Source organism: bacterium (assembly GCA_014360495.1).
In the GTDB taxonomy this organism is placed as follows: Bacteria; Armatimonadota; JACIXR01; order JACIXR01; family JACIXR01; genus JACIXR01.
The window spans coordinates 143,837-164,959 of record JACIXR010000005.1 but is presented as its reverse complement, the minus strand read 5'-3'; the positions used below and the strand labels follow the sequence as shown (position 1 = coordinate 164,959).

Below are 21,123 nucleotides of genomic sequence, written 5' to 3'. Positions count from 1 at the left end.
TTGCTCGCCATGACAAAAAGCGATTTAGCTTTAGATAAAAATTTCACTTGCGTGGAAATCTATTTTATAATACAATAGAACAAAAATATGTATACAGGAATAGATTTAGGCTCTCGTTATATCAGAGCAGTTGAGCTGGATGCCCGAGGGGAGAAGATAAATCTCCTTCGGGCGGCCATAGCTCCCACTCCTGAAGGAGCAATTGAGGAGGGAAGGATAAGGGATTTGGATAAATTAGCCGTTGCGCTTGACAAATTGCTCAGCGCTGAGCAATTTGTAGCGGATAGAATTGCGATGTCCGTTTTCAATCCCCTCGTCCTTGTCCGCAGGACGAGGATTCCCCTTATGCCTGAAGGTCAATTGAAAAGAACCTTGCTATGGGAGGCTAAATCCCTCATCTCTTTCCCACCAGAGGATGCAACCATAGAATATCAAGTCATCTCTCCTCCCGAGGGCGAACAGCAGCAGGTGGATGTCATCTTCGCCGTCGTCCCTACAGCTATGATTGAGGAGAGAGTAATACTTGCCGAAAGATTGCGATTGGAGCTCACAGCCTTAGATGTAGAGCCATTCGCCATTCAAAGAGCCCTCGTTGACATATCGGAGGTAAGGAGAGGAGAAAACTTAGCAATCCTACATACGGGTGGTTCATACTCCACGATGCTTATAGTTGAAAAGGGCAAGTTCACTCTTACAAGGGCTCTTCCAGCGACGAAAGAGAGAAAAGAAGAGGATAGGGATAGGTTGATGCGAGAGGTGAGGAGGTTCTTGGATTTCTATCGCGCCCAATATGGGGAAGAAAGTGGGGGAGGAGAAGTCGTGAATCGGCTGATAGTTTCTGGGAGCAGGCAAGATTTAGCTGAATTCTCTGAGTATTTGGGCAAATCTCTGGGCATCCCTTGTGAAGTTGCCTCAATTGAAAGGGAACAATTTGACGCAAGAAGCAAAGAGACAGCACTAAATAACCTCCTATCCTCATACCCTCTCTTCGTTGTAGCTTTCGGCTTAGCTATGAGGGAAAGAATAGCAATCCTTGAGGGGGTAGCGGAATGAAGGAGAGGAGATTCGTCCTCATAAATCTCGTCGCGGAAAGGAAGAGAAGAGAGAGACTAATAGAGAAGAGAGGAAGACAAATGATTTGGGCTTGTGTCTTCCTTTTCGCGGTCATTATCTTTTACCTCTTTTATACCTCCATCCGGATATATACCCTCCAAGGCGACTTAAGGGAAATTCAAACCAAGATTGAGGGATTTACTCCTCTTCTTCGGCATGCTGAAGAGCTTCAGAGAGAAATAGATTCTCTTAATCCCCGCATACAGTTTATTCAAGGCTTGCGACAGGGGATTTTTTATTTGCAGGGAATTTCACTGGAAATTCAAAGGCTTCTCCCCTCAGATTGCTGGCTTGATAGCCTCTCCTTCTCTCCACTCCAAACCAGCGCCATTCAAATACAGGTAAATGGAAAAGCTTTGAGCTACAGCAGTGTGGGGAATTTCATCCTGAGGCTACAAAGCACGAATCGCTATCAAAACACGAATCTAAAATCAGCGAACTTAACGAAGATAGGTGAAAGGAATGTCGTTCAATATCAGATAGAGCTTCAAGCTCCCCTGCAAGGGGGTGGGACGAAATGAAAATTCCCGTGATAAGGGTAACACGTAGAACTTTAAGGATAATCATCCTCATTTTTGTTGTGGAATTCCTCTTATTGTCTTTCATCGTGTATATTCAGCAGAGAAATATGGGTTATTTGAAGACACAAATAAAACAAAGAACAAGTGAGTTAGAGGGCTATTATGCTATTTATAATAAAATACCCCAATTGGAAGAGACTTTGAGCTCCCTGAGAACGCAAATGAAGGAGATAGAGTGGGAGCTTCCCAAACCGGCTTATGTTCCCACTTTCCTAATGGAAATTGAGAACTGGGCTAAGGTTTGCAATGTAAAGATAACCAACATATCACCTCAAGCAGCACCTTCTCAACCACCCCCCAAAAAGGAGGCGCCCGAGGAAACCGCAAAGCGGGGTGCCTACAGAGAGGAAGCGAAACCAAAGGAGACCACGGAGCCCAGCCCTTATGAGACGATTTCCTTGAATCTGCAAGTTGAGGGAAATTTCTACGCCATCAATAAATTCCTTGACGGTTTTCGCCGTTCCCCCAAGGCTATTTCGCTTTCCAAGCTTGATATAACCACCCAACAAAGGGAGGGAGGAGCACCTATATTGAGGGTTTCTATGTTTCTGAATATGGCTGTCCTGGCGGGTGAGAGGAAATGAAGAATAGAACGAAGATTATCTTGCTCGTTGTTTTGGCAATCGTCTTAGTCGGGCTTCTCTATCGCTCAATTACTATGTTAAAAGGAGTCACCCCCTCGCCCAAACCTGCCGGAGTGAAAAAAGTAGGTGGTGCAGCGCCAACAACAAGTCCAGAAACAGCTCAACCTGCCCCCACATCTATTCCACCTCAAACAATGGCGAACCTATCCCTTGCCCTCCCACCTCGCAATCCCTTCGTCCCCTTGGTTTCCGAAAAGGCACCGACCCCTAAGAAACCATCTGCAACCACTCAACCTCCCAAGCTTCCCGCACCGGTGATTGTTCAGGGGCAGGTTCAAGGTCAACCAACCTCCACTGAAGCTATCAAAAGCGTTGTCCTTTCGGGAACTGTTGTGGGTCCGAGAAGTTTAGCGATTATAAAAGTGGGTGAGAAGAGCCTGCTTGTAAGAGAGGGAGAAAAGATTGATGGGTATAAGTTAAGGAAGGTAGAAAGAAGAAAAATTATAATTGAGGGAGCGGAAGGAAACATCATTTTGGAAGGAGGAAGGCCCGAATGAAGAGACACCTGTTGTTGATTATTTCCGTTTTCGTCTTTGGGCTTCTCTTTGCCGATAATTCAATTACCGGGTTATCACTTGAGCAGAGGAAGGATATCCTTTGCGTCAACATCTCGGGGAAGATTCCCCAAAATTACAAAGTGGTGGAAATGAGCGCCCCATTTAGAATTGTGATAGATTTCCCCGAGACGATTTATAAGGAAGCCACACGATTGGAAAAGCCCCTATTTTATCCCGTTGACGAAATCAGGCTCGCCCAGTTCAAACAATCCCCTCCAATAGCTCGCTTAGTCGTTCAAATGGCGGAGAAAACTTCATATTATGTAGTGCAGGAAGATAATAAGCTGAGGCTTTTGATTAAGGGGCGGGAGAAACCCCAAACGGAGGCTCCTGAGAAGAAAAGAACAAGGGACAATTTTCCCATTTTACCTGTTCCTACCGCCAAACTGGACAACAGTCAAGATGACCCTAAGCCGGATAACAGCGATGTTAAACATACAATTTCCTATGACAATGGTTTGATATCAATTGATTTCCTCAAGACTGACATAAGGGATGTCTTCAAGTCATTGACAATGCAAACGGGGATAAATTTCTTCTTGTCCTCGGAGGTCAAAGGGGAGGTAACGCTGACGGCTGAGAATATAAAGGTTGAGGATGCAATAGAGATGATTTGTAAACTGAATAATCTCGTGTTTAAGAAGGAAAAAGCAGGATATATAATCGCTACCCCTCAGGAGATGGAAAGGCTTTCCCCCGTTCCCACCATAACTACAACCATTCCCCTCAAGTTCGCCAAGCCCTCCGATATTCAGCCTGTGCTGGAGAAAGTTTTCCCTAAAGGGAAGTTTCAAGTGGTTGGAAATGCCATTGCTGCAACTGTCCCTGTAGAAGAATTGCAAAGTGTTTCCAAGTTCATCTCTGATTTGGACACAGCACAAGCTCCTCCTGAGAAGGAAAAGGAAGTTACAGAGGTAATCAGGCTTTCCTATTTAGATGTGGACGATGCAATAGAGATGCTGAAGAACCTTTATCCGGAGGTGAAAGCTGCCAAGGCGCCGGGCCAAGCCTTCACCGCTTTCGCCGCTATGGCTGGCGGATATGGGATGGGGGGATATGGTATGGGAGGATATGGGGGGCTTGGCGGTTTGGGCGCTGGAACAACAACGGGGACAACCGGGGTAGGCGGTCTCGGCGGTTTGGGTATGGGTTATGGAGCTGGTATGGGGATGGGTTATTCGCCGGCGATGTTTCAGCAGAAACCCGATAAACTCGTCCTTAGTGGACCGGAAAGCATCGTAAACAAAGCTAAGGAAACTTTAAAGAAATTGGATATTCCCCCCAAGCAAATCCACATTCAAGTGAGGATTACGGATATAAGCGAGGATGCGGCAAAACAAATCGGAATAGAATGGGGCTTCCCAATTTCTCAAACCTTTACGGAATCTGCCAGTGAAGGGTTGAAAATAGGAAGAATTGATAGAAGCCCATTGCAGGTTGCCGCTCAACTTGATGCCATACTTTCAAGCGGGAAGGGAATCCAGCTTGCTAATCCAAGCTTGGCTTTAATTGATGGAAGGGGAGCAAATATATTGGTTGGAGAAAGGATTATGTATACAAAAAGGACAGGCATTACTCCCCTGGGTATGCCCATTTATGAGATCGCTGAGGAACAGGTCGGCGTTATATTAAGGCTTAACGCGAAGATAGCCGAGGATAACTCTATAACCCTCTATGTCAGACCGGAAATCAGCTATCTCATAGGAATGACCGGTCCGGAAAACCTCCCCCAAATAGCCACTCGCCAGGCGGAAACAGTGCTGAGGCTGAAAAGTGGAGAAAGCATCGTGTTAGGAGGGCTTTTGCAGGAGAAGGATTTAGAACAGATGAGGAAAGTTCCCCTCCTCGCCGACCTACCTTTCTTTGGTAATCTCTTCCGATGGAGGAGCAAGACAAAGACGCATAGCGAGATACTCATATTCATAACAGCTTCAGTTATTGAGTAAGGATATTGTGAGACCTTGAGATAGTAAAACGAGAAAATGAATGCGAGGCTTTCCCACATTGCCTACAACTCGTTCAAAGCATTTACAAATTTTTAGAAAATTCATTTTATGCCTTATACCTAAAAGCTCGCCTTTGGATTTTATTTGAGCAACGAAACCCGCGTTTACACACTTTATTTAATTTGTTAATCCGAGAATTTTAGTTATAATTTTATTTCAATATGCTTGAAACTCTCAAAGCAGATATAAGAGCGGTTTTTGAGAGAGACCCAGCGGCGAGGAACATCTGGGAGGTCCTCACTTATCCCGGGCTCTGGGCGATAATATTTCATCGCATCGCTCATCTTTTTTGGGAGGCAAATCTCCGCTTCCTCGCCCGTCTAATATCACAAATCAGCAGACTCCTCACGGGAATAGAAATCCATCCAGGGGCGAAAATCGGAAAGGGTTTCTTTATAGACCATGGGATGGGAGTGGTTATCGGTGAGACGACCATTATAGGTAATAATGTTACGCTCTATCAGGGAGTGACGCTGGGGGGAACAGGAAAGGAAAAGGGCAAGCGCCATCCTACGATAGATGATGATGTCGTTATAGGAGCTGAGGCTGTTCTTTTGGGTCCGATTTATGTCGGCAAGGGAGCGAGAATCGGGGCGGGCTCGGTTGTCTTGAAATCCGTTCCCCCTAACTGCACCGTAGTGGGCGTTCCCGCTCGCATCGTTCGGAGAGAGGGAAAAAGAATCCCTCCACTTGAACACGCTCGTGTCGGCGACCCTCTTGATGAATACTTGAAAGAGATCAATAGACGTCTCTCCCTGTTAGAGGAAAGGATAAGGGAGTTAGAAGCAAGACAAAATGGCTAAGGTCCTCGTGGCAATGAGCGGTGGGGTGGATTCTTCCCTCTCAGCCTATCTCCTTCTCCAACAGGGGTATGAAGTGATTGGGGCGACAATGAACTTCCTTGCTACCCCATCGCCTTCTATAAAAGACGCAAAAACCGTAGCGGAACAGCTTGGCATGCCACACTATGTCTTCAATCTTCAAGAGGAGTTTCATAGGGAAGTTCTCCAACCATTTCTTCTTGGATACAGCAAGGGAGTAACGCCCAATCCCTGTGTCCTTTGCAATAGAATGATTAAGTTTGGGGTCCTTTGGGAAAAAGCTGAGGAGCTCGGCTGTTCTTATATCGCTACTGGTCATTATGCGAGGATATCCACAGATGAAAGAGGAAGGAAAATCCTGCTGAAGGGAAGGGCTAAAAAAGAGCAGTCTTATTTCCTTTATAGCATCAAGGCTGAGCTTCTTGATAAGATAATCTTTCCTCTGGGAGATTGGGACAAGGAAATGGTGAGGGAGAAAGCGAGGGAGATAGGGCTCGCGGTGGCTGATAAGGAGGAGAGCAAAGACCTCTGCTTCGTCAGAGGAGATTATCGCGATTTGTTGAGGAAACATTTCCCGGATGCCTTCAAAGAGGGAACGATTATGGATAGTGAGGGAAGATTTCTTGGATTACATAAGGGGATTGCCAATTATACGATTGGGCAGAGGGAGGGATTGGGCGTAGCCTTGGGCGAACGCTATTATGTTAAGGAGATAAGGGCTGAAGAAAACATCATCGTGGTGGGAAGGGAGGAGGAAATTGAGGCAAGTGAAATCTGGGCTGGCGAGCTAAATTGGCTCACCGAGCCACCAGAAGAGGGAGAAATAGTTGGAGCGAAGATAAGATATGGTTCTCCCGAGAAGCCTGCCAAAATCTTCTGGGATGGCGAGCTTTTAAGGGTTGAATTTTTGGAGCCCGTAAGGGCTCCCGCCCTCGGTCAATCTGTGGTTTTATATAGAGATGAAATAGTTCTTGGAGGAGGTATAATATGCAGAATATCTTGGCTGAGATAGAGAGACTCAAAAGGGAGAGGAAAGCTATAATCCTCGCCCACAATTATCAACCCCCAGAGGTGCAGGATATAGCCGATTTCGCCGCCGATTCACTTGAATTGGCGAGGTACAGTATGGATATAGATGCTAAGGTAATAGTGCTTTGCGGAGTGCGATTTATGGCGGAGATGGCGCATATCCTGAATCCCGAAAAGATAGTCCTCCTACCGGATGAAGGAGCTGGCTGCCCGCTGGCTGATAGCATCACCCCTGAGGATGTGAGGAGATTGAGGGAAGAATATCCGGATGCTATATTTCTTGCTTATGTGAATACATCTGCGGCGGTCAAGGCGGAATGCGATATCTGTTATACCTCAGCTAATATCCTTGAGGTTATTCGGAAGCTGCCAGCGGATAGAAGGTTGGTGGTTCTTCCCGATAGGCATCTCGCGAGCTGGGCGAGAAGGAAGACGGGAAGAGATATAATCATCTGGCAAGGCGAATGTCCAGTTCATCAAGCGATTAAGGAGGAGGATGTATTGAGGGTTAAAAAGGAGCATCCCGATTCCGCTTTAATGGTGCACCCTGAATGCAAGGAGGAGGTCATTCGCTGGGCGGAATTAGTTGGTGGGACGGGAAAGATGCTTCGTTTTGCCAAGGAGAGCAATTATCAAAGCTATATCGTGGGGACGGAGAGGGATATGTGTCATAGATTGAAAAGGGAGGTGTCCGAAAAAATCTTCTTGCCGGCGAACGAGGAAGCTGTTTGTCAGGATATGAAGAAAATCAGTTTGGAGAAAGTCCTCCGCTCTCTTCAAACTCTAAGCTATAAAATAGAACTGGATGAAAGCATAAGAGAGAGGGCAAGGAAAACGATAGAAAGGATGTTCTCCCTCTGAATCCAGAATCTAAAAATACATAACTTCTTTCTTAAAAGACATTTCGTCATTGAGAGCTGACCCTCTCTGTCATTGCGAGGAGCGAAGCAACGAAGCAATCTCGTATTTAATGGCAGTGAACGAGTTGGGCGCTTACCAATAAGACTTTTAATAATAACCGTTCATTTTTTTATTGACAAAGCAACAGGATGTATTACAATAATTGAAAATGAATAGGAAAAGCTTTGAGGAATTATTAATTGAGGAAGGCTTAATCAGCAGGGAAAAGCTGGAGGAGATTTTGAATGAATATCGCAAGACGAAAAATGTCCTCCCTTTTCCCGACTACCTTGTTAGCTCAGGTTATATAACTGATAAACAGAAAGTCCAGATTCTCGCTAAGCAATGGGGGGTGCCATTTGTGGACCTGAATCAATCCCCTCCAACCGAAGATGTTGTTCGCCTATTGCCCCGGGACCTCGCTTTTAGATTGACCGCCATACCCCTTCGCTTGGAGGGAGATGGGAAATTGTTAGTCGCAATGAAAAATCCCCTTGATGTCTTCGCTATAGACCAAATGAGACTGATTACAGGATTTGATATAGAGCCTTTAATGGCAGTTGGTGAGGAGATAGAACATTTTTTGAAGGAGCTTTACCCTCCCTCTTTTCCCGTGAAGGAAACGGTAGAGAGAGCGCTCGCCACGGCTAAAACCTTAGGTATGGATACCGGTATTTCCGAAGAAGTAGAAGAGGTTAGCCCTGAAAGGCTACAGCAAATGGCAGAGGAAGCTCCAGTGGTCGGATTAGCCAATCTGATTGTTACCCAAGCGATAGGTGAGAGAGCAAGCGATATCCATGTGGAACCTCAAGAGGATAGAGTTAGGGTAAGATATAGAATTGATGGCGTTCTGCGTGAGGCTCTGTCCCTGCCCAAGGAAATCCAACCATCCCTTGTCTCTCGCTTCAAAATTATCTCTGGAATGGATATCGCGGAGAAGAGATTGCCTCAAGACGGCAGATTTTCCCTTGCATTTGAAGGAAGAACCTACGATTTCCGAGTTTCCTCCTATCCCTCGGTATTCGGGGAGAAAATCGTGATGCGAATCCTTGATAAGGCGAGCATTTTAAAAGGGATAGATAAATTGGGGATGCTTCCCCAAACTTTGGAGAGGTTTGAGAAGATAATTCGCCAACCCTGGGGAATTATCTTGGTTACTGGCCCTACAGGCTCGGGTAAATCCACGACCCTTTATTCCGTCCTCAATCGCCTCAACACGGGAGAGCAGAATATAGTAACCTTGGAGGACCCAGTTGAATATGAGCTCCCCGGAATTACACAGGCACAAGTTAACTACAAGGCGGGCTTCACCTTCTCCGAGGGATTGCGTTCCATTCTCAGGCAAGACCCTGATATCATAATGGTCGGCGAGATAAGGGATAGAGAAACCGCTCTCTTGGCTACTGAAGCGGCTTTAACTGGTCATCTCGTATTGTCCACCCTCCACACCAACGATGCTCCCAGCGCTGTAACTCGCCTTATGGATATGGGAATAGAGCCCTTCCTTATAGCCTCAACCGTTATAGGGGTCTTGGCTCAGAGGTTGGTGCGGATAATTTGTCCCCATTGTAAGGAAGCTTACGAGGTTCCAGTGGAAGTTTTGCGGAGCATTGATGTTGGCGGATACGAGGAAAAAACCTATACTTTTTATAGGGGGAAAGGTTGCGAAAAATGCAGACAAACGGGTTATATCGGGCGCACAGGCATATTTGAATTTATGGTAGTTGACGATGAGATTAGAGATTTGATACTCAAAAGGGCTCCTGCTCACGTGATTAGGGAGGCAGCTTCAAAAGCGGGAATGAAAAGCTTAAAGGAGGACGCTTTTGAGAAAGTCCTCCTGGGAATTACGAGTTGGGAGGAGTTGATCAGAGTTGTCTATACAGGATGAAGAGAGAAACCAAGAGATACAGGATATATCCAGTGTAATAATAGATGACCTTTTAAGGTTAACAGTGGAGAGGAAGGCCGCCGATTTGCATCTCACTGCAGGTCTTCCTCCGATGATAAGGGTAGATGGCGTTCTCCATCCACTTGAGTTCACCCCCCTCACTCCTCAGGATACACAAAGGCTCATCTACGACATATTAACAGAGGAGCAAATAACCACTTTTGAAACCCAAAAAGAATTGGATTTCTCCTATGGAGTAAGGGGAATAGGAAGGTTCAGAGTTAATGTATACAGGCAGAGGGGAGCGATTGCAGCTGCTGTGCGAGCAATTCCCGACAGGATACCGTCCTTTGAGGAGTTGCGCCTTCCTCCCGTTATTCAAGAAGTTGCTGAAAAAACATCGGGTCTCGTTCTGGTGACCGGTCCTACTGGTTCGGGGAAATCAACAACCTTAGCTGCGATTGTTGATTATATAAACCAGACGAGAAGTTGCCATATTATCACAATTGAACAGCCTATTGAATATCTTCACAAGCATAAAAATTCCATGGTAAACCAAAGAGAAGTAGGTATAGACACAAGTTCCTTCGCCGCGGCTCTTCGCTCGGCACTGAGAGAAGACCCCGATGTAATAATGGTGGGTGAGATGAGGGATTTGGAAACGACATCCATAGCTATCACAGCAGCCGAGACGGGACATCTCGTCCTTGCCACATTACATACCAGAAACGCTCCACAATCCATTGACCGTATAATAGATATATTTCCTCCCCATCAACAGGACCAAGTGCGCACTCAGCTTGCCGAAAGCATTGAGGCTATATTCTCGCAGAGGCTATTGCGGAAAATAGGGGGAGGGAGAATAGTTGCGGTTGAGGTTATGATAGCTACGACAGCGATAAGGAATTTGATTAGAGAAGGGAAAACATACCAAATATATGGGGTTATGGAAACAAGCGTTGGCTATGGGATGAAGACATTGGATATGGCGCTTGCCGAGCTTTATAGAGATGGCTATATCAGCTTGGACCAAGCTCTCGCTTATGCTATAGACACTGCAAATTTGGAGAGATTGATTGAGAGGAGGAGGTATTAGATATGCCTAGTTTTCGTTACGAGGCGATAGATGAAAATGGGAATGTCATAAATTGTTTGGGAAGATAAAGGAAAGGGATTTGCTTGTTTTCACCCGCCAATTTGCTACTCTTGTGCGTGCGGGTGTCCCAATCATCCGCAGCTTGGACTCGCTTCGAGACCAAACCCTTAATCCCGCGCTACGGGATATAATTCAACAAATAAGAAACGATGTTATGGGTGGAATGAGCCTTGCAGATGCTATGGCAAGGCATCCCAAGGTCTTTTCCCCCTTATATGTAAGCATGGTTAGGGTGGCGGAGGCTACGGGAAATATGGGGGATGTATTGAACAGAATAGCAAGCTTCATAGACCACGAGATGACGATAAAAGGGCGCATTAAAGGAGCTCTCATTTATCCTGCCTTGGTCTTAACCGTGGCTCTGGCGGTTTTAATCGTGCTTTTCTTCTTCGTTATGCCAACTTTCAAGGGCATATTCTCCGAAATGGGAGCAGAGCTACCAATGATTACCCGTATCGCTATGAGTTTCACGGATTGGCTCCTTCATTGGTGGTTCGCCATCCCTCTCGTGGTTTTGGCAATCTTCCTCTTTTATTATGTTTATCGGAGAATACCCTCGGGCAGATATCAAATAGACCTGTTGAAATTGAAGCTTCCCTTATTTGGACAGCTAGTTCAAAAAATGGCTCTTTCCCGCTTCGCCCGCACCTTCTCCACTCTCCTCGGTGCCGGCGTCCCTATGCTAAGGGCATTGGAAATAGTGAGAGATGTCGTGGGAAACAGCGTTTTCGCTGCCGCTGTTAGCGCCTTAAGGGAAAACGTTCGGGATGGTTACAAGCTATCCACCCCTATGGCTAACTACGACATTTTTCCATCTATGGTCGTGCAGATGGTTGATACGGGAGAGGAATCGGGAAATCTGCCCGATATGGTGGAGCAAATTGCTATCTTCTATGATGAGGAGGTTGATAGGTCAATAAAAGCCCTCCTATCCCTGATGGAACCGGTGATGATAATCTTACTCGCATGTGTCGTTGGTTTTATAGCTTTCTCCATTTACCTTCCCCTCTTCAAGATGGCAACTGTTATCCACTGAACTTTTATGAGGCTCATTCTATTCGCTCTCCTTTTCATCCTCTTTTTCCTCCTTTCCTTCACAATAATCCCTGGCGTTGATACATTCTGGCAGGTAAAAACCGGCGAGGTGATTGTTAAGCAAGGAATCCCTCATCGGGATATATTCTCTTACACCGCGCAGGGGGAAAAATGGGTCGTCCACGAGTGGCTATCGGATGTCATTTTCTATAAGATACATAAAATAGACCCCAACTTGCTCCTAATTTTCAAAGGAGTGATTATCGCTCTCGCCTTTCTGATTTTGGCTTTTATCTGTTTGGAAGAATTGGCACTTCTCCCCCTCCTCATTCTTCTCCTTTCCGCCACTGCCTCCCGCATATTCTTTGATGTCCGCCCTCAAATCTTTTCCTACCTCTTTTTCTCCCTGCTTCTTTTCCTCCTTTATAGGAAACATCTCCTCTTCATTCCTCCCGTCTTCCTTCTATGGTGCAATCTCCACAGTGGTTTCATTTTGGGCTTATTAGTCCTATTCCTTTGGACTATGGAAGCGGTTTGGAAGGGAGAGGAAAAGGGAAAATGGATTTTTCTATTTTCTCTCTCTTTTCTTTTAACCTTTATCAACCCAAACAGTTGGCACCTTTATCAGCACGCATTTGACCTCCTTGGCTGGAAGGAGGTTCAAGATGTTATAGTTGAGTGGCTCTCCCCCAATTTCCATCGCCTGGACGTTCTCCCATTCGAGGTCCTAATATTTGCTTTCTTTTTCTCCTTTATCTTTGCTCCCAATATAAGAATCATTGACCTCGCTCTTGGCGTCATCTTGGTTCACTTTTCCCTGCAAGCAGTGAGACATATTCCTCTCTTCGCCATCCTCGCCACCCCCTTGATGGTCTTCAATTTCAGAAATGTCTCCCAGGTCCTTGAGGAAAGAATGGGAAGGATAACAAAACCAATTGCTCTTCTCTTTCCCTTTCTTTTATCCCTCTCACAAGTCGCTGCCCTTCCATCCTATAAAGATATGTTCAGTGTCTTCGTCCAATACACCGAACATTTCTTCCCGTTAATAAATGTGAAGAAAATAAAACTGGAAGAGGGAAATATCTTCAATGAATATAAATGGGGAGGATATTTAATCTTTAATTGTTATCCTCAAAAGAAGGTTTTCGTTGATGGAAGGGCGGAGGTTTATAAGAGAAAGGGCGTGTTGAACGATTATTTCTTCATTTGGAATGCCTCAAGCAATTGGGAAAGCTTGAAAAAGAAATACAATATAACCCTATTTTTATTGGATAAGGAAGCTCCATTGAGTAAGGTCTTGAAAGAAAGGAAGGATTATCGCCTCATAGGGGAAGACCTCGTTTCTTATTTATTTAGATATGAACCTAAGAAGAGGTGATTAGCTTGCCGTTCGCTATCCTTTGTTCGGGTGGCGATTCGCCCGGAATGAACGCCTGCATAGAATTCGCATTTAAAAAAGCCAAAGAGAAAGGGAAAGAACTTGTCGGCGTTATTGGAGGATTTGACGGATTGGCAAAGGGAAATTTTCTCCCATTAGAGGGGAAAGTGGAGGGAATTGAAAGATGGGGAGGGACGATTTTGAGGACTTCCAGGGGGAGATATTTCGCCTCTGCTGAGGGAAGAGCTTCGCTTTTAAAAAACATCAAAGAAAACAACATAGAAGGAGTTATAGTTCTGGGTGGAGATGGGTCAATGAGAGAAGGGGTTCCCTTTCTCGCAGAGCTCGGCATTCCCACTGTGGGGATACCCTGCACGATAGATGACGATGTTCCTCTAACGAGAAGCATCGGCTTTGATACCGCTTGCAATAAAGGAATCTATCTTCTTGATTGCATCAAGGATACAGCCCTTTCCCTTCCAGAAAGGATATTCGTCTTGGAGACATTGGGAGGTCGCACTGGACATATAGCGCTTGCTGTTGCCTATGGAGGTGGAGCGGACTATGTCTGCGTGCCCGAGATCGAGTTGAATTGGGAAGAAATGATAGGGAAGATAGGGGAAAAGGCAAAGGAAAGGGGCTGGGCATTAGTTGTTGTTGCGGAGGGGGTGGGTGGGAATATGGTCGGTGAAAGATTGGAGAAGAAATTGGGGATAAGGGTGCGGATTACTGCGATTGGGCACTCCCAAAGGGGAGGAAGCCCGTCGTTTAGGGATAGGTTCTTGGCAAGGGCTTTATCAGAGGAAGCGATAGAAGCCCTTTTAGAAGGCGGATTAGCCATTATGGTTGGATGGTGGGATGAGAAAGTTGAGAGAATCCCGATAGAGAATATAAAGGAGAAGAAAAAGGAAATAGATGTGGAGAGATATCGGCTCGTTAATGGTTGAGGTATATTTTTATGAGTTATTTTGCCTCCATCGTTCCTATAAATCCGTATCATTATTGGAAGTCTCCTGAGGAGTTTCAAAATTTTACGGAATTAATCATTAATTTGACATCTCCTACCAATCTTTATATAATGTTTAACACTTATGAGGAGACCTTCTTTTTCCATTTTCACGCTCGGGTGCAAAGTCAATCAATATGAAAGCCAGCAAATCGCAAAGGAGCTTCTAAAGCTCGGTTTTGAGATGCTAAATGATGACGGGGATATTTACATCCTCAATTCCTGCGCCGTTACTCATCACGCTGAAAGGAAGGCAAGAAAAATCATTTACAAAGGGAAAAGAAAGGGGAAGAAAATAATAGTGACGGGCTGCATATCCCCGCCAATGGAGGAAAATCTTGGAAAAGACGAACAAATCCTTCTCATCCCACAAGAAAGGAAAACGGAGATTCCCAAGATTTTAATAGAGATATTCACCCCTCAACCCAGTCCCTTGAAAGAGGGAGTAGCTACTAAAAGAGCTATAGGAAGAAAGAGGGCGTATGTCGTCGTTCAAACAGGATGTGATAATTTCTGTTCATATTGTATTGTTCCCTACTTGAGGGGAAAGCCTAAAAGCAGAAATCTCCAAGAGGTCCTACAGGAGATAAGACAACTCCTTCTATTTGGATACAAGGAGATAGTCCTCTGTGGGATAAGGCTTGGCAAATACGGGAGAGACCTTGAGGATTCTACCTCTCTTTCTTCGCTTTTGAGGGAAATCTTAAACTGGGAGGGAGATTTCCGCTTCAGGCTCAGCTCAATTGAGCCTATGGATTTTGATGAAGAACTCTTGCATCTCGTTTCCCATCCAAAGCTTTGCCCCCATTTTCACATCCCTCTTCAATCGGGCTCCGATAGAATCCTCAAGCTTATGGGACGCTCCTACACTTCCTCCGATTTCCTTACCCTTGTGAAGGAGATAAGGAAGAGAGTCCCCCTCGTCAATATCACTACAGATGTGATAGTGGGATTTCCCAGCGAGAGCGAAGAGGATTTTTCCCAGACCTTGAAGGTATGTGAGGAGGTTGGTTTCGGGAAAATCCATATATTCCCCTTTTCACCTCGTCCAGGGACGAAAGCGGAGAAGTGGGACGATGTCGCTTGGGGGATAAAGAAGGAAAGGGCAAGGGTCTTGCAAGCCCTTGAGGCAAGGCTTTCCCTCTTATTCAGAATGAACTTGATAGGTGAAAAACTTTGGATTCTCTTTCAAGGTAAAAGGGGAAATTTGTGGCAGGGCATTTCCCACAATTATGTTACTTGTTATTCGGATGAGCCACCTGTAGAAGAATCCTGCTGGTGCATTTCTGAAGAGGTGTATGAAAATGGAATCAAGGTGAAATTAGAGAAAGGAGGAGAAGAGAATGGAGCGATGTGTGTTTTGTATGATAGCCAGGGGAGAGGTTGAATCCAAAAAAGTGATGGAGACGGAGGAGCTCGTCGCTTTTCACGACCTCAACCCGCAGGCACCGTTTCACATTTTGATAGTACCGAAGAAGCATATGGCGAGTTTGGATGAAGCAGAGGAAGGGGATTTGAATCTTCTCGGCAAGTTGCTTTTCGCAGTGAAGGAATTAGCGAAGAAATTCCATCTGGATGACGGCTACAGGGTAGTGATAAACACGGGAAGCGCTGGCGGGCAGGCAATAGCCCACCTCCATCTACATCTCCTTGCGGGACGCCATATGTCGTGGCCGCCTGGCTAAGATGCTTTTGCCATTCCTCTACGGACTAATCGCTTGCATCGGGAGCGTGAGTGGCTCTCTTATCGCTATGAAGGGCGGAGCAAATGAATCTTTCCTCAAAAAATTAACCGCCCTCAGCGGAGGGATGCTCATCTCCGCAGCCTTCCTTCGCATTCTTCCTGAATCCTTCCATCTTCACAGGACAGCTGGTGCGCTTTCCCTGCTTCTTTTCTTTATATTTCTTTTTGCCCTTGAGGATTTTATGATGATTCATTCATGTCCCGAATTCAGCGAGCACTGTCTTAGCCATAACATTGGCAGTCTCGCTTTCTTGGGCTTGTCCATTCATAGCTTGGTGGACGGCATAGCGGTCGGCTCCACTTTCCGCTTTTCGCCTTCCCTCGGTCTAACCGCCTCATTCGCTGTCATCTTCCACAAGTTAGGAGACGGTTTGGCGCTCTCTTCCCTCTTACTGACGGCGGGAGAGACGAGAAGGAAAACCATTCTATCCTCCATCGCTATTGCCATCGCGACGCTTTTGGGCGCTGTTATATCATATTCCCTTATAGGCTCATCTCCTCCTCCAATTCTCCTCTCCTCACTTTTAGGCATTTCTGGGGCTTCTTTCATATATGTATCAACCTCTGACCTCCTTCCTGAACTTCACAGGGAAAGGGAATGGTCTCTTTTGATTTTCCTCATCCTGGGTTTCCTTTTCATATTGTTCCTCACCACGGTCTTCCCATCTGATTGAGCGTCTATGAAACATGTTTTTTTAAAATCGCTCATCCTTTGTCTATTCATAAGTGGATGTGCCCGCTATCCAAAAGAGATGCAGACGCTTGGCGACCAAATCACCTTCCGCTTCACTCTCAAGGGTGAGATAGAGCCTTCTTATTATTACTTCGTCTTTATAAATGCAAATGGCAATTCAGCTGAGGGACCTTTCCCCATCACCTATGGTCCTCCCTGGCCCATAAACGAAAATACTTGTGCCACTGGCTATACCCACTTCATAAGATGGACGATGGGGCAATTTCTTTCCTTTATTTATGATGCGGAAACGGAAAGGGACTTGCCTTCAGACCCTCCTCCCATATACCAGATATCTCCCGATGGAAGGACTATAGAGTTCACGATAATGAGGAAATGGCTTGAGGACGCAGAGAAGATAAGCTTCAATATTGTAGCAATTGATTATAAACCAACAGACCCAGGATGGCAGGGAACGAGAAATATAGATTATCTTGACTCTGGACCTTTGGAAATCCCTCTCTACCAAAATGGCACCTACAGGGGAACGGATGCAACTGGCGATTGCATTCCACCCCTTGACATAGTCTCCTGGGAAATAGTGGTTAAATTGGCAAGTTGAGTTAACGGAATCGCCGGAAAGGGGCAAAAAGTATTTGAAACAAAGAATTGGCTTCACCATAAGCTCTCTATGGCTTACAATGACAAGAACACTTATACACCATCTTGACTTTTCATTTTTCATTTCTTATCCTTTACATTGGAGATGAGGAGTTATGAGAAGGTCATTGTTTCTATTACTTAGCCTTTTGGGGATTTTAGCCTTTCCCCAGTCGCCAATCTATCTTCTCAAGATAGACGGCGCGATTACTCCTCCGATGAGCAAATATATAATAAGGGGGATTGACGAAGCGATAGCCAATAATGCTCAAGCGGTGATTATGGAGATGGATACGCCCGGCGGTTTAGATAAGAGCATGAGGGAGGTAATCCAGAAGGAGCTCTCCTCCTACATCCCCATTATCGTCTTTGTTTCCCCACCGGGAGCAAGGGCAGCTTCAGCGGGAGCCTATATAGCTATAGCTGCGGATATAGTAGCTATGGCTCCTGGTACGAACATCGGAGCCGCCACTCCCGTGCAGTTAGGAGGAATGCCTGAAGGGCAAACAAGCACAACTATGGAGAAGAAGATTGTGAATGACGCAGCTGCCTTTATGCAGTCGCTCGCCCAGAAAAAGGGGAGAAATGTGCAATGGGCTGAGGATGCCGTGCGCAAGGCACGCTCCTCTTCAGCGGAGGAAGCGCTGAAGCTGGGGGTAATTGACCTTATAGCAAACGACTTACAAGACCTCCTCAATAAGCTGGACGGACGCGAGGTAATAAAAAACGGGGAAAAATTCGTCCTCAAGACGAAAGGAGCTCCTATCTCAAAACAGAATATGAATTGGAGGGAGAGACTTCTCCTCCTTCTCACCGACCCAAACTTCGCCTATCTCCTTCTTCTCTTGGCGACTTATGGAATAATATTTGAACTCTCCAATCCAGGAGCGATTCTCCCGGGAGTGGTGGGAGCAATAGCTCTCATACTTGCCCTTTATTCACTCGCTATCCTCCCTATCAATTGGGCAGGTTTAGCCCTTATGGTTCTTGGTATAGGTTTTCTGTTAGCGGAGGTTAAGGCGCCCACTCATGGTCTTTTAGGGATAGGGGGAGCCATCTCCTTTCTAATTGGCTCCATTATGCTTTTTGAAAATGTCGGCTATCGCAAGCTTTCCCTCGGCTTAATCCTCTCTATGACGATACTCACCACTCTCTTCTTCCTCTTCGTAGTTGCTGCTGGGATAAAGGCACAATTCCGGGCAAAGGCAGTGGGTAGGGAAGCGATTGTAGGTAGTATAGCAGAGGCGAGAAGCGACCTCAACCCAAATGGGTTGGTCTTTTTGGAAGGGGAACTTTGGCGGGCGGAGAGCACAGAGGGATTCATTGAAAAAGGAAGCAAAGTTAGAGTTGTGGCTATGAGGGGTTTAACCCTTCAAGTTAAAAAAGAAAAGGAGGTATGATATTATGTTGCAGGCTATCATTTGGGCTGTAATCATCCTGCTCATCATCATTCTACCGCAAGCGATAAGGGTAGTGAGGGAGTACGAAAGAGGTGTCATCTTTAGATTGGGAAGGTTGATAGGAGCGAAGGGTCCGGGTCTCTTTTTCCTCATCCCGATAGTGGATAAGATGGTGAAGATAGACCTTAGAGTAGTAACCCTTGATGTTCCGCGGCAGGAAATGATGACGAGGGACAATGTCCCTGTTACGGTTGATGCGGTTGTCTACTTCAGGGTCGTAAATCCCGAGGATGCGGTGTGCAAGGTGGAGAATTATATGAGGGCTACTTCCCTGATTTCTCAGACAACCTTGCGGAGCGTGGTGGGGCAATCTGAGTTAGACGACCTCCTCGCTCACAGAGATAAAATCAACCAGCAGCTTCAGTCCATCATAGATGAGCAAACCGAGCCATGGGGAATCAAGGTTACAACTGTGGAAGTAAGAGATGTCATATTGCCTGAAGGTATGAGGAGAGCAATGGCAAGGCAGGCAGAAACGGAAAGAGAGAGAAGGGCGAAGATAATCAACGCGGAAGGAGAGTTTCAAGCTGCTCAGAGGTTGAGCGAGGCGGCAGCGATATTGAGCCAGAACCCCGCTTCAATTCAGCTTCGTTTCCTTCAAACACTGTCAGATATAGCCTCCGAACACACCGCCACGGTCGTTATGCCCATCCCTATAGACCTGCTCACTCCTTTCCTTAAAAGGGGTAGCGAAGAGGAAAAGAGTTGAAATCATAATAAAGAGCAATCAAATGAGGAATGCCCTGGATAATATATAAGACGAAATCGGCTTTACGAATAGAAGTTGATAACGAGAGGCAGATTGTTTTCTTTACTTTTGCGAAAGCGAAAGAGGGAATAACGGGATTACCTCAAAAGGGGGAGAGGAGATATGAGTGGGAGAATAAAATCGTTTTTGCCCTCTCGCCAGAGGAAGCCTTTGACATAGCTCTTCAGGCGAAGGATATATTGGAAAGAAGGAAAGAAAGCCTAGAGCTGTATCATCGTCCAACGCCGAACTCCTCAAGGGAAGAGGATAAAATCCTTTCCTTCCGACCAGCTGAGACAGGCAATATCCAAGCTTTTATCTCCCTTTCCCAAGGGGAAAACAAAATCACCGTTGGTTTAAACAGGGGCGACCTTTTCCGATTAGCCACCGCCCTACCAATTTTAGTCGCACCACTCCTATTCAGCGGTAAAGAATAATTAAGCGAGAGTGTGAAGATGAGGGTTAATGTCGGAATCATCGGAGTTGGAGGAATCGCTCAGGTCCATCTATTAGCTTATACCCAAAACTCAAACATAGAAGAGATATATATCGCTGATGAAAACGAACACGCAGTCCGCTATGCTCAAGACAATTATCCAAAAATAAGGAAAGCTTATAAAGATTATAGAGAAATGATTGAAGAGGCTCCCATCCAATTTGTTGATATCTGCACCCCTCATTATCTTCATCATCCGATGGCAATCCACTCGCTGAAAGCTGGAAAGGATGTAGTGTGTGAGAAACCCATAGCGATGAACTTGAAAGAAGCAGATGAGATGATAGAAACGGCGAGAGAGACCGGACACCGGTTATTTATCTCAATGAATCAGAGGTTTATGCCATATCACAAGAGGGCGAAAAAAATAATTGACGAAGGGACAATTGGCAGACCTTTTATGGCTGTTTTCAACATAATGGGAAACGAATTTATCAGAATGAACGACCCAAACCATTGGAAAGGGAGCTGGGATAAAGCGGGAGGAGGAGCGATGATTGACACGGGTTATCACGCCATCTATACGATGTTACATTTCTTCGGCAGGCCGAAAGCTGTAGCCGCCGTCGCGAAAAGATTAGTGGTTGTGCCGGAGAACAAAGGGGATGACAATACGGTGGCAATTTTGGAGTTCGATAAGAAGGTTCTGGGGACGATAGCCATCTCTTACACGGTGTTATCCGAGGCTTGGCAGGAAACAAGGCATATCTATGGAACGGAAGGCTCTATTCATATAAAGGATGATGTTAAAGAACCACTTATATTAATTAAAGATAACAAACCAAATGTTATAGATGTAGGACCAATGGGCTCCCATCCTCACATCTTGAGCGTGAAGCTGGCACTTGACCATTTCATTGACTGTCTGCTAAAAGATAAAGAGCCAGAAGTCAAGCCAGAGGAAGCAAGAGAGGCATTGGAAGTTTGCCTTGCAATCTATGAGGCTTCAAGGAAAGGAGAAAAGGTGTATCTTGAAGAAAAGTTTAGTGTATAAGTTTAAGGAGAAAAATTTAACATTCTTTAACAGAGCTTTTCCTAATTCTCCAGGTCTTTTTTCTTTCCCGTTGACATATAGGGCTTCAAGAAAATATGCGAATTACAAAAATGATTTGACTTAGATATAGATTTTGGTATAATATTAAAAATAGATGGGGCCGTAGTTGAATGGGACAACGCCTCGCTCGCAATGAGGAGGTTGGCGGTTCGATTCCGCTCGGCTCCACCA

Annotated in this window: 21 protein-coding genes and 1 tRNA gene; all 22 read left to right on the top strand. The window is 45.6% G+C overall.

All coding sequences use genetic code 11. The features are described from left to right. The first annotated feature begins 87 nt into the window (after positions 1–87). The 22 genes from pilM (at position 88) to H5T88_05745 (ending at position 21,123) form a co-directional block, all read left to right on the top strand. Positions 88–1,053 (top strand): pilus assembly protein PilM, encoded by a 966-nt coding sequence (gene pilM / locus H5T88_05850; protein ID MBC7329867.1) that lies wholly within the window; start codon positions 88–90, stop codon positions 1,051–1,053. After that, complete coding sequence (locus H5T88_05845; GenBank protein MBC7329866.1) at positions 1,050–1,634, top strand: PilN domain-containing protein; 585 nt, start codon at positions 1,050–1,052, stop codon at positions 1,632–1,634. Before pilM ends, H5T88_05845 begins: the two co-directional genes overlap by 4 nt. Then, on the top strand, positions 1,631–2,278 hold the full coding sequence (locus H5T88_05840; GenBank protein MBC7329865.1) for a hypothetical protein: 648 nt from the start codon (positions 1,631–1,633) through the stop codon (positions 2,276–2,278). The genes H5T88_05845 and H5T88_05840 overlap by 4 nt, the downstream gene beginning before the upstream one ends. Then, positions 2,275–2,835 (top strand): hypothetical protein, encoded by a 561-nt coding sequence (locus H5T88_05835; protein ID MBC7329864.1) that lies wholly within the window; start codon positions 2,275–2,277, stop codon positions 2,833–2,835. Before H5T88_05840 ends, H5T88_05835 begins: the two co-directional genes overlap by 4 nt. Beyond that, positions 2,832–4,841: an AMIN domain-containing protein gene (locus H5T88_05830; protein MBC7329863.1), complete on the top strand. Its 2,010-nt coding sequence runs from the start codon at positions 2,832–2,834 to the stop codon at positions 4,839–4,841. Before H5T88_05835 ends, H5T88_05830 begins: the two co-directional genes overlap by 4 nt. A gap of 221 nt (positions 4,842–5,062) precedes the next feature. Then, positions 5,063–5,704: a serine O-acetyltransferase gene (gene cysE, locus H5T88_05825; GenBank protein MBC7329862.1), complete on the top strand. Its 642-nt coding sequence runs from the start codon at positions 5,063–5,065 to the stop codon at positions 5,702–5,704. Then, positions 5,697–6,734, top strand: coding sequence for a tRNA 2-thiouridine(34) synthase MnmA (gene mnmA / locus H5T88_05820; GenBank protein ID MBC7329861.1), 1,038 nt, complete (start codon positions 5,697–5,699; stop codon positions 6,732–6,734). Before cysE ends, mnmA begins: the two co-directional genes overlap by 8 nt. After that, positions 6,710–7,612: a quinolinate synthase NadA gene (nadA, locus tag H5T88_05815; GenBank protein ID MBC7329860.1), complete on the top strand. Its 903-nt coding sequence runs from the start codon at positions 6,710–6,712 to the stop codon at positions 7,610–7,612. The genes mnmA and nadA overlap by 25 nt, the downstream gene beginning before the upstream one ends. A 208-nt stretch (positions 7,613–7,820) precedes the next feature. Continuing rightward, complete coding sequence (locus H5T88_05810; protein MBC7329859.1) at positions 7,821–9,542, top strand: type II/IV secretion system protein; 1,722 nt, start codon at positions 7,821–7,823, stop codon at positions 9,540–9,542. 25 nt (positions 9,543–9,567) lie between these two features. Beyond that, a complete protein-coding gene (locus H5T88_05805) occupies positions 9,568–10,638 on the top strand; it encodes a type IV pilus twitching motility protein PilT (GenBank protein MBC7329858.1) in 1,071 nt (356 codons plus the stop codon). 52 nt (positions 10,639–10,690) lie between these two features. Then, positions 10,691–11,734 carry a type II secretion system F family protein gene (locus H5T88_05800; GenBank protein ID MBC7329857.1) on the top strand — a complete coding sequence of 348 codons (1,044 nt, stop codon included), beginning with the start codon at positions 10,691–10,693 and terminating at the stop codon, positions 11,732–11,734. Positions 11,735–11,740: 6 nt separating this feature from the next. Continuing rightward, on the top strand, positions 11,741–13,111 hold the full coding sequence (locus tag H5T88_05795; GenBank protein ID MBC7329856.1) for a hypothetical protein: 1,371 nt from the start codon (positions 11,741–11,743) through the stop codon (positions 13,109–13,111). A gap of 5 nt (positions 13,112–13,116) precedes the next feature. After that, the gene (locus H5T88_05790; GenBank protein ID MBC7329855.1) at positions 13,117–14,058 is read left to right on the top strand and encodes an ATP-dependent 6-phosphofructokinase; all 942 of its coding nucleotides are present in this window, start codon (positions 13,117–13,119) and stop codon (positions 14,056–14,058) included. Positions 14,059–14,202: 144 nt separating this feature from the next. After that, positions 14,203–15,504, top strand: coding sequence for a tRNA (N(6)-L-threonylcarbamoyladenosine(37)-C(2))-methylthiotransferase MtaB (gene mtaB / locus H5T88_05785; GenBank protein ID MBC7329854.1), 1,302 nt, complete (start codon positions 14,203–14,205; stop codon positions 15,502–15,504). Continuing rightward, positions 15,461–15,802, top strand: a complete 342-nt coding sequence (locus H5T88_05780; protein ID MBC7329853.1) for a histidine triad nucleotide-binding protein — start codon at positions 15,461–15,463, stop codon at positions 15,800–15,802. The genes mtaB and H5T88_05780 overlap by 44 nt, the downstream gene beginning before the upstream one ends. A gap of 1 nt (position 15,803) precedes the next feature. Beyond that, positions 15,804–16,535: a ZIP family metal transporter gene (locus H5T88_05775; GenBank protein ID MBC7329852.1), complete on the top strand. Its 732-nt coding sequence runs from the start codon at positions 15,804–15,806 to the stop codon at positions 16,533–16,535. Positions 16,536–16,541: 6 nt separating this feature from the next. Continuing rightward, entirely contained in the window at positions 16,542–17,156 is a 615-nt protein-coding gene (locus H5T88_05770; GenBank protein ID MBC7329851.1) for a hypothetical protein, read from the top strand. A gap of 154 nt (positions 17,157–17,310) precedes the next feature. After that, positions 17,311–18,594: a nodulation protein NfeD gene (locus tag H5T88_05765; protein MBC7329850.1), complete on the top strand. Its 1,284-nt coding sequence runs from the start codon at positions 17,311–17,313 to the stop codon at positions 18,592–18,594. A 4-nt stretch (positions 18,595–18,598) separates the two neighbouring features. Further along, positions 18,599–19,363, top strand: a complete 765-nt coding sequence (locus H5T88_05760) for a slipin family protein (GenBank protein ID MBC7329849.1) — start codon at positions 18,599–18,601, stop codon at positions 19,361–19,363. A gap of 29 nt (positions 19,364–19,392) precedes the next feature. After that, entirely contained in the window at positions 19,393–19,839 is a 447-nt protein-coding gene (locus tag H5T88_05755; protein MBC7329848.1) for a hypothetical protein, read from the top strand. Positions 19,840–19,857: 18 nt separating this feature from the next. Continuing rightward, positions 19,858–20,892 carry a Gfo/Idh/MocA family oxidoreductase gene (locus H5T88_05750; GenBank protein ID MBC7329847.1) on the top strand — a complete coding sequence of 345 codons (1,035 nt, stop codon included), beginning with the start codon at positions 19,858–19,860 and terminating at the stop codon, positions 20,890–20,892. Between the two features lie 156 nt (positions 20,893–21,048). Next, a tRNA-Ala gene (locus H5T88_05745) sits at positions 21,049–21,123 on the top strand.

Excerpts from the sequence above, each read along its gene's own strand:
- H5T88_05760 (MBC7329849.1), top strand. The coding sequence starts at position 18,599 with ATGTTGCAGGCTATCATTTGGGCTGTAATCATCCTGCTCATCATCATT.
- H5T88_05830 (MBC7329863.1), top strand. The coding sequence starts at position 2,832 with ATGAAGAGACACCTGTTGTTGATTATTTCCGTTTTCGTCTTTGGGCTT.
- nadA (MBC7329860.1), top strand. The coding sequence starts at position 6,710 with ATGCAGAATATCTTGGCTGAGATAGAGAGACTCAAAAGGGAGAGGAAA.
- H5T88_05780 (MBC7329853.1), top strand. The coding sequence starts at position 15,461 with ATGGAGCGATGTGTGTTTTGTATGATAGCCAGGGGAGAGGTTGAATCC.
- H5T88_05775 (MBC7329852.1), top strand. The coding sequence starts at position 15,804 with ATGCTTTTGCCATTCCTCTACGGACTAATCGCTTGCATCGGGAGCGTG.
- H5T88_05810 (MBC7329859.1), top strand. The coding sequence starts at position 7,821 with ATGAATAGGAAAAGCTTTGAGGAATTATTAATTGAGGAAGGCTTAATC.
- H5T88_05845 (MBC7329866.1), top strand. The coding sequence starts at position 1,050 with ATGAAGGAGAGGAGATTCGTCCTCATAAATCTCGTCGCGGAAAGGAAG.
- mtaB (MBC7329854.1), top strand. The coding sequence starts at position 14,203 with ATGAGGAGACCTTCTTTTTCCATTTTCACGCTCGGGTGCAAAGTCAAT.
- H5T88_05770 (MBC7329851.1), top strand. The coding sequence starts at position 16,542 with ATGAAACATGTTTTTTTAAAATCGCTCATCCTTTGTCTATTCATAAGT.
- H5T88_05795 (MBC7329856.1), top strand. The coding sequence starts at position 11,741 with ATGAGGCTCATTCTATTCGCTCTCCTTTTCATCCTCTTTTTCCTCCTT.
- H5T88_05755 (MBC7329848.1), top strand. The coding sequence starts at position 19,393 with ATGCCCTGGATAATATATAAGACGAAATCGGCTTTACGAATAGAAGTT.
- mnmA (MBC7329861.1), top strand. The coding sequence starts at position 5,697 with ATGGCTAAGGTCCTCGTGGCAATGAGCGGTGGGGTGGATTCTTCCCTC.
- H5T88_05835 (MBC7329864.1), top strand. The coding sequence starts at position 2,275 with ATGAAGAATAGAACGAAGATTATCTTGCTCGTTGTTTTGGCAATCGTC.
- H5T88_05750 (MBC7329847.1), top strand. The coding sequence starts at position 19,858 with ATGAGGGTTAATGTCGGAATCATCGGAGTTGGAGGAATCGCTCAGGTC.
- cysE (MBC7329862.1), top strand. The coding sequence starts at position 5,063 with ATGCTTGAAACTCTCAAAGCAGATATAAGAGCGGTTTTTGAGAGAGAC.
- H5T88_05840 (MBC7329865.1), top strand. The coding sequence starts at position 1,631 with ATGAAAATTCCCGTGATAAGGGTAACACGTAGAACTTTAAGGATAATC.
- H5T88_05765 (MBC7329850.1), top strand. The coding sequence starts at position 17,311 with ATGAGAAGGTCATTGTTTCTATTACTTAGCCTTTTGGGGATTTTAGCC.
- pilM (MBC7329867.1), top strand. The coding sequence starts at position 88 with ATGTATACAGGAATAGATTTAGGCTCTCGTTATATCAGAGCAGTTGAG.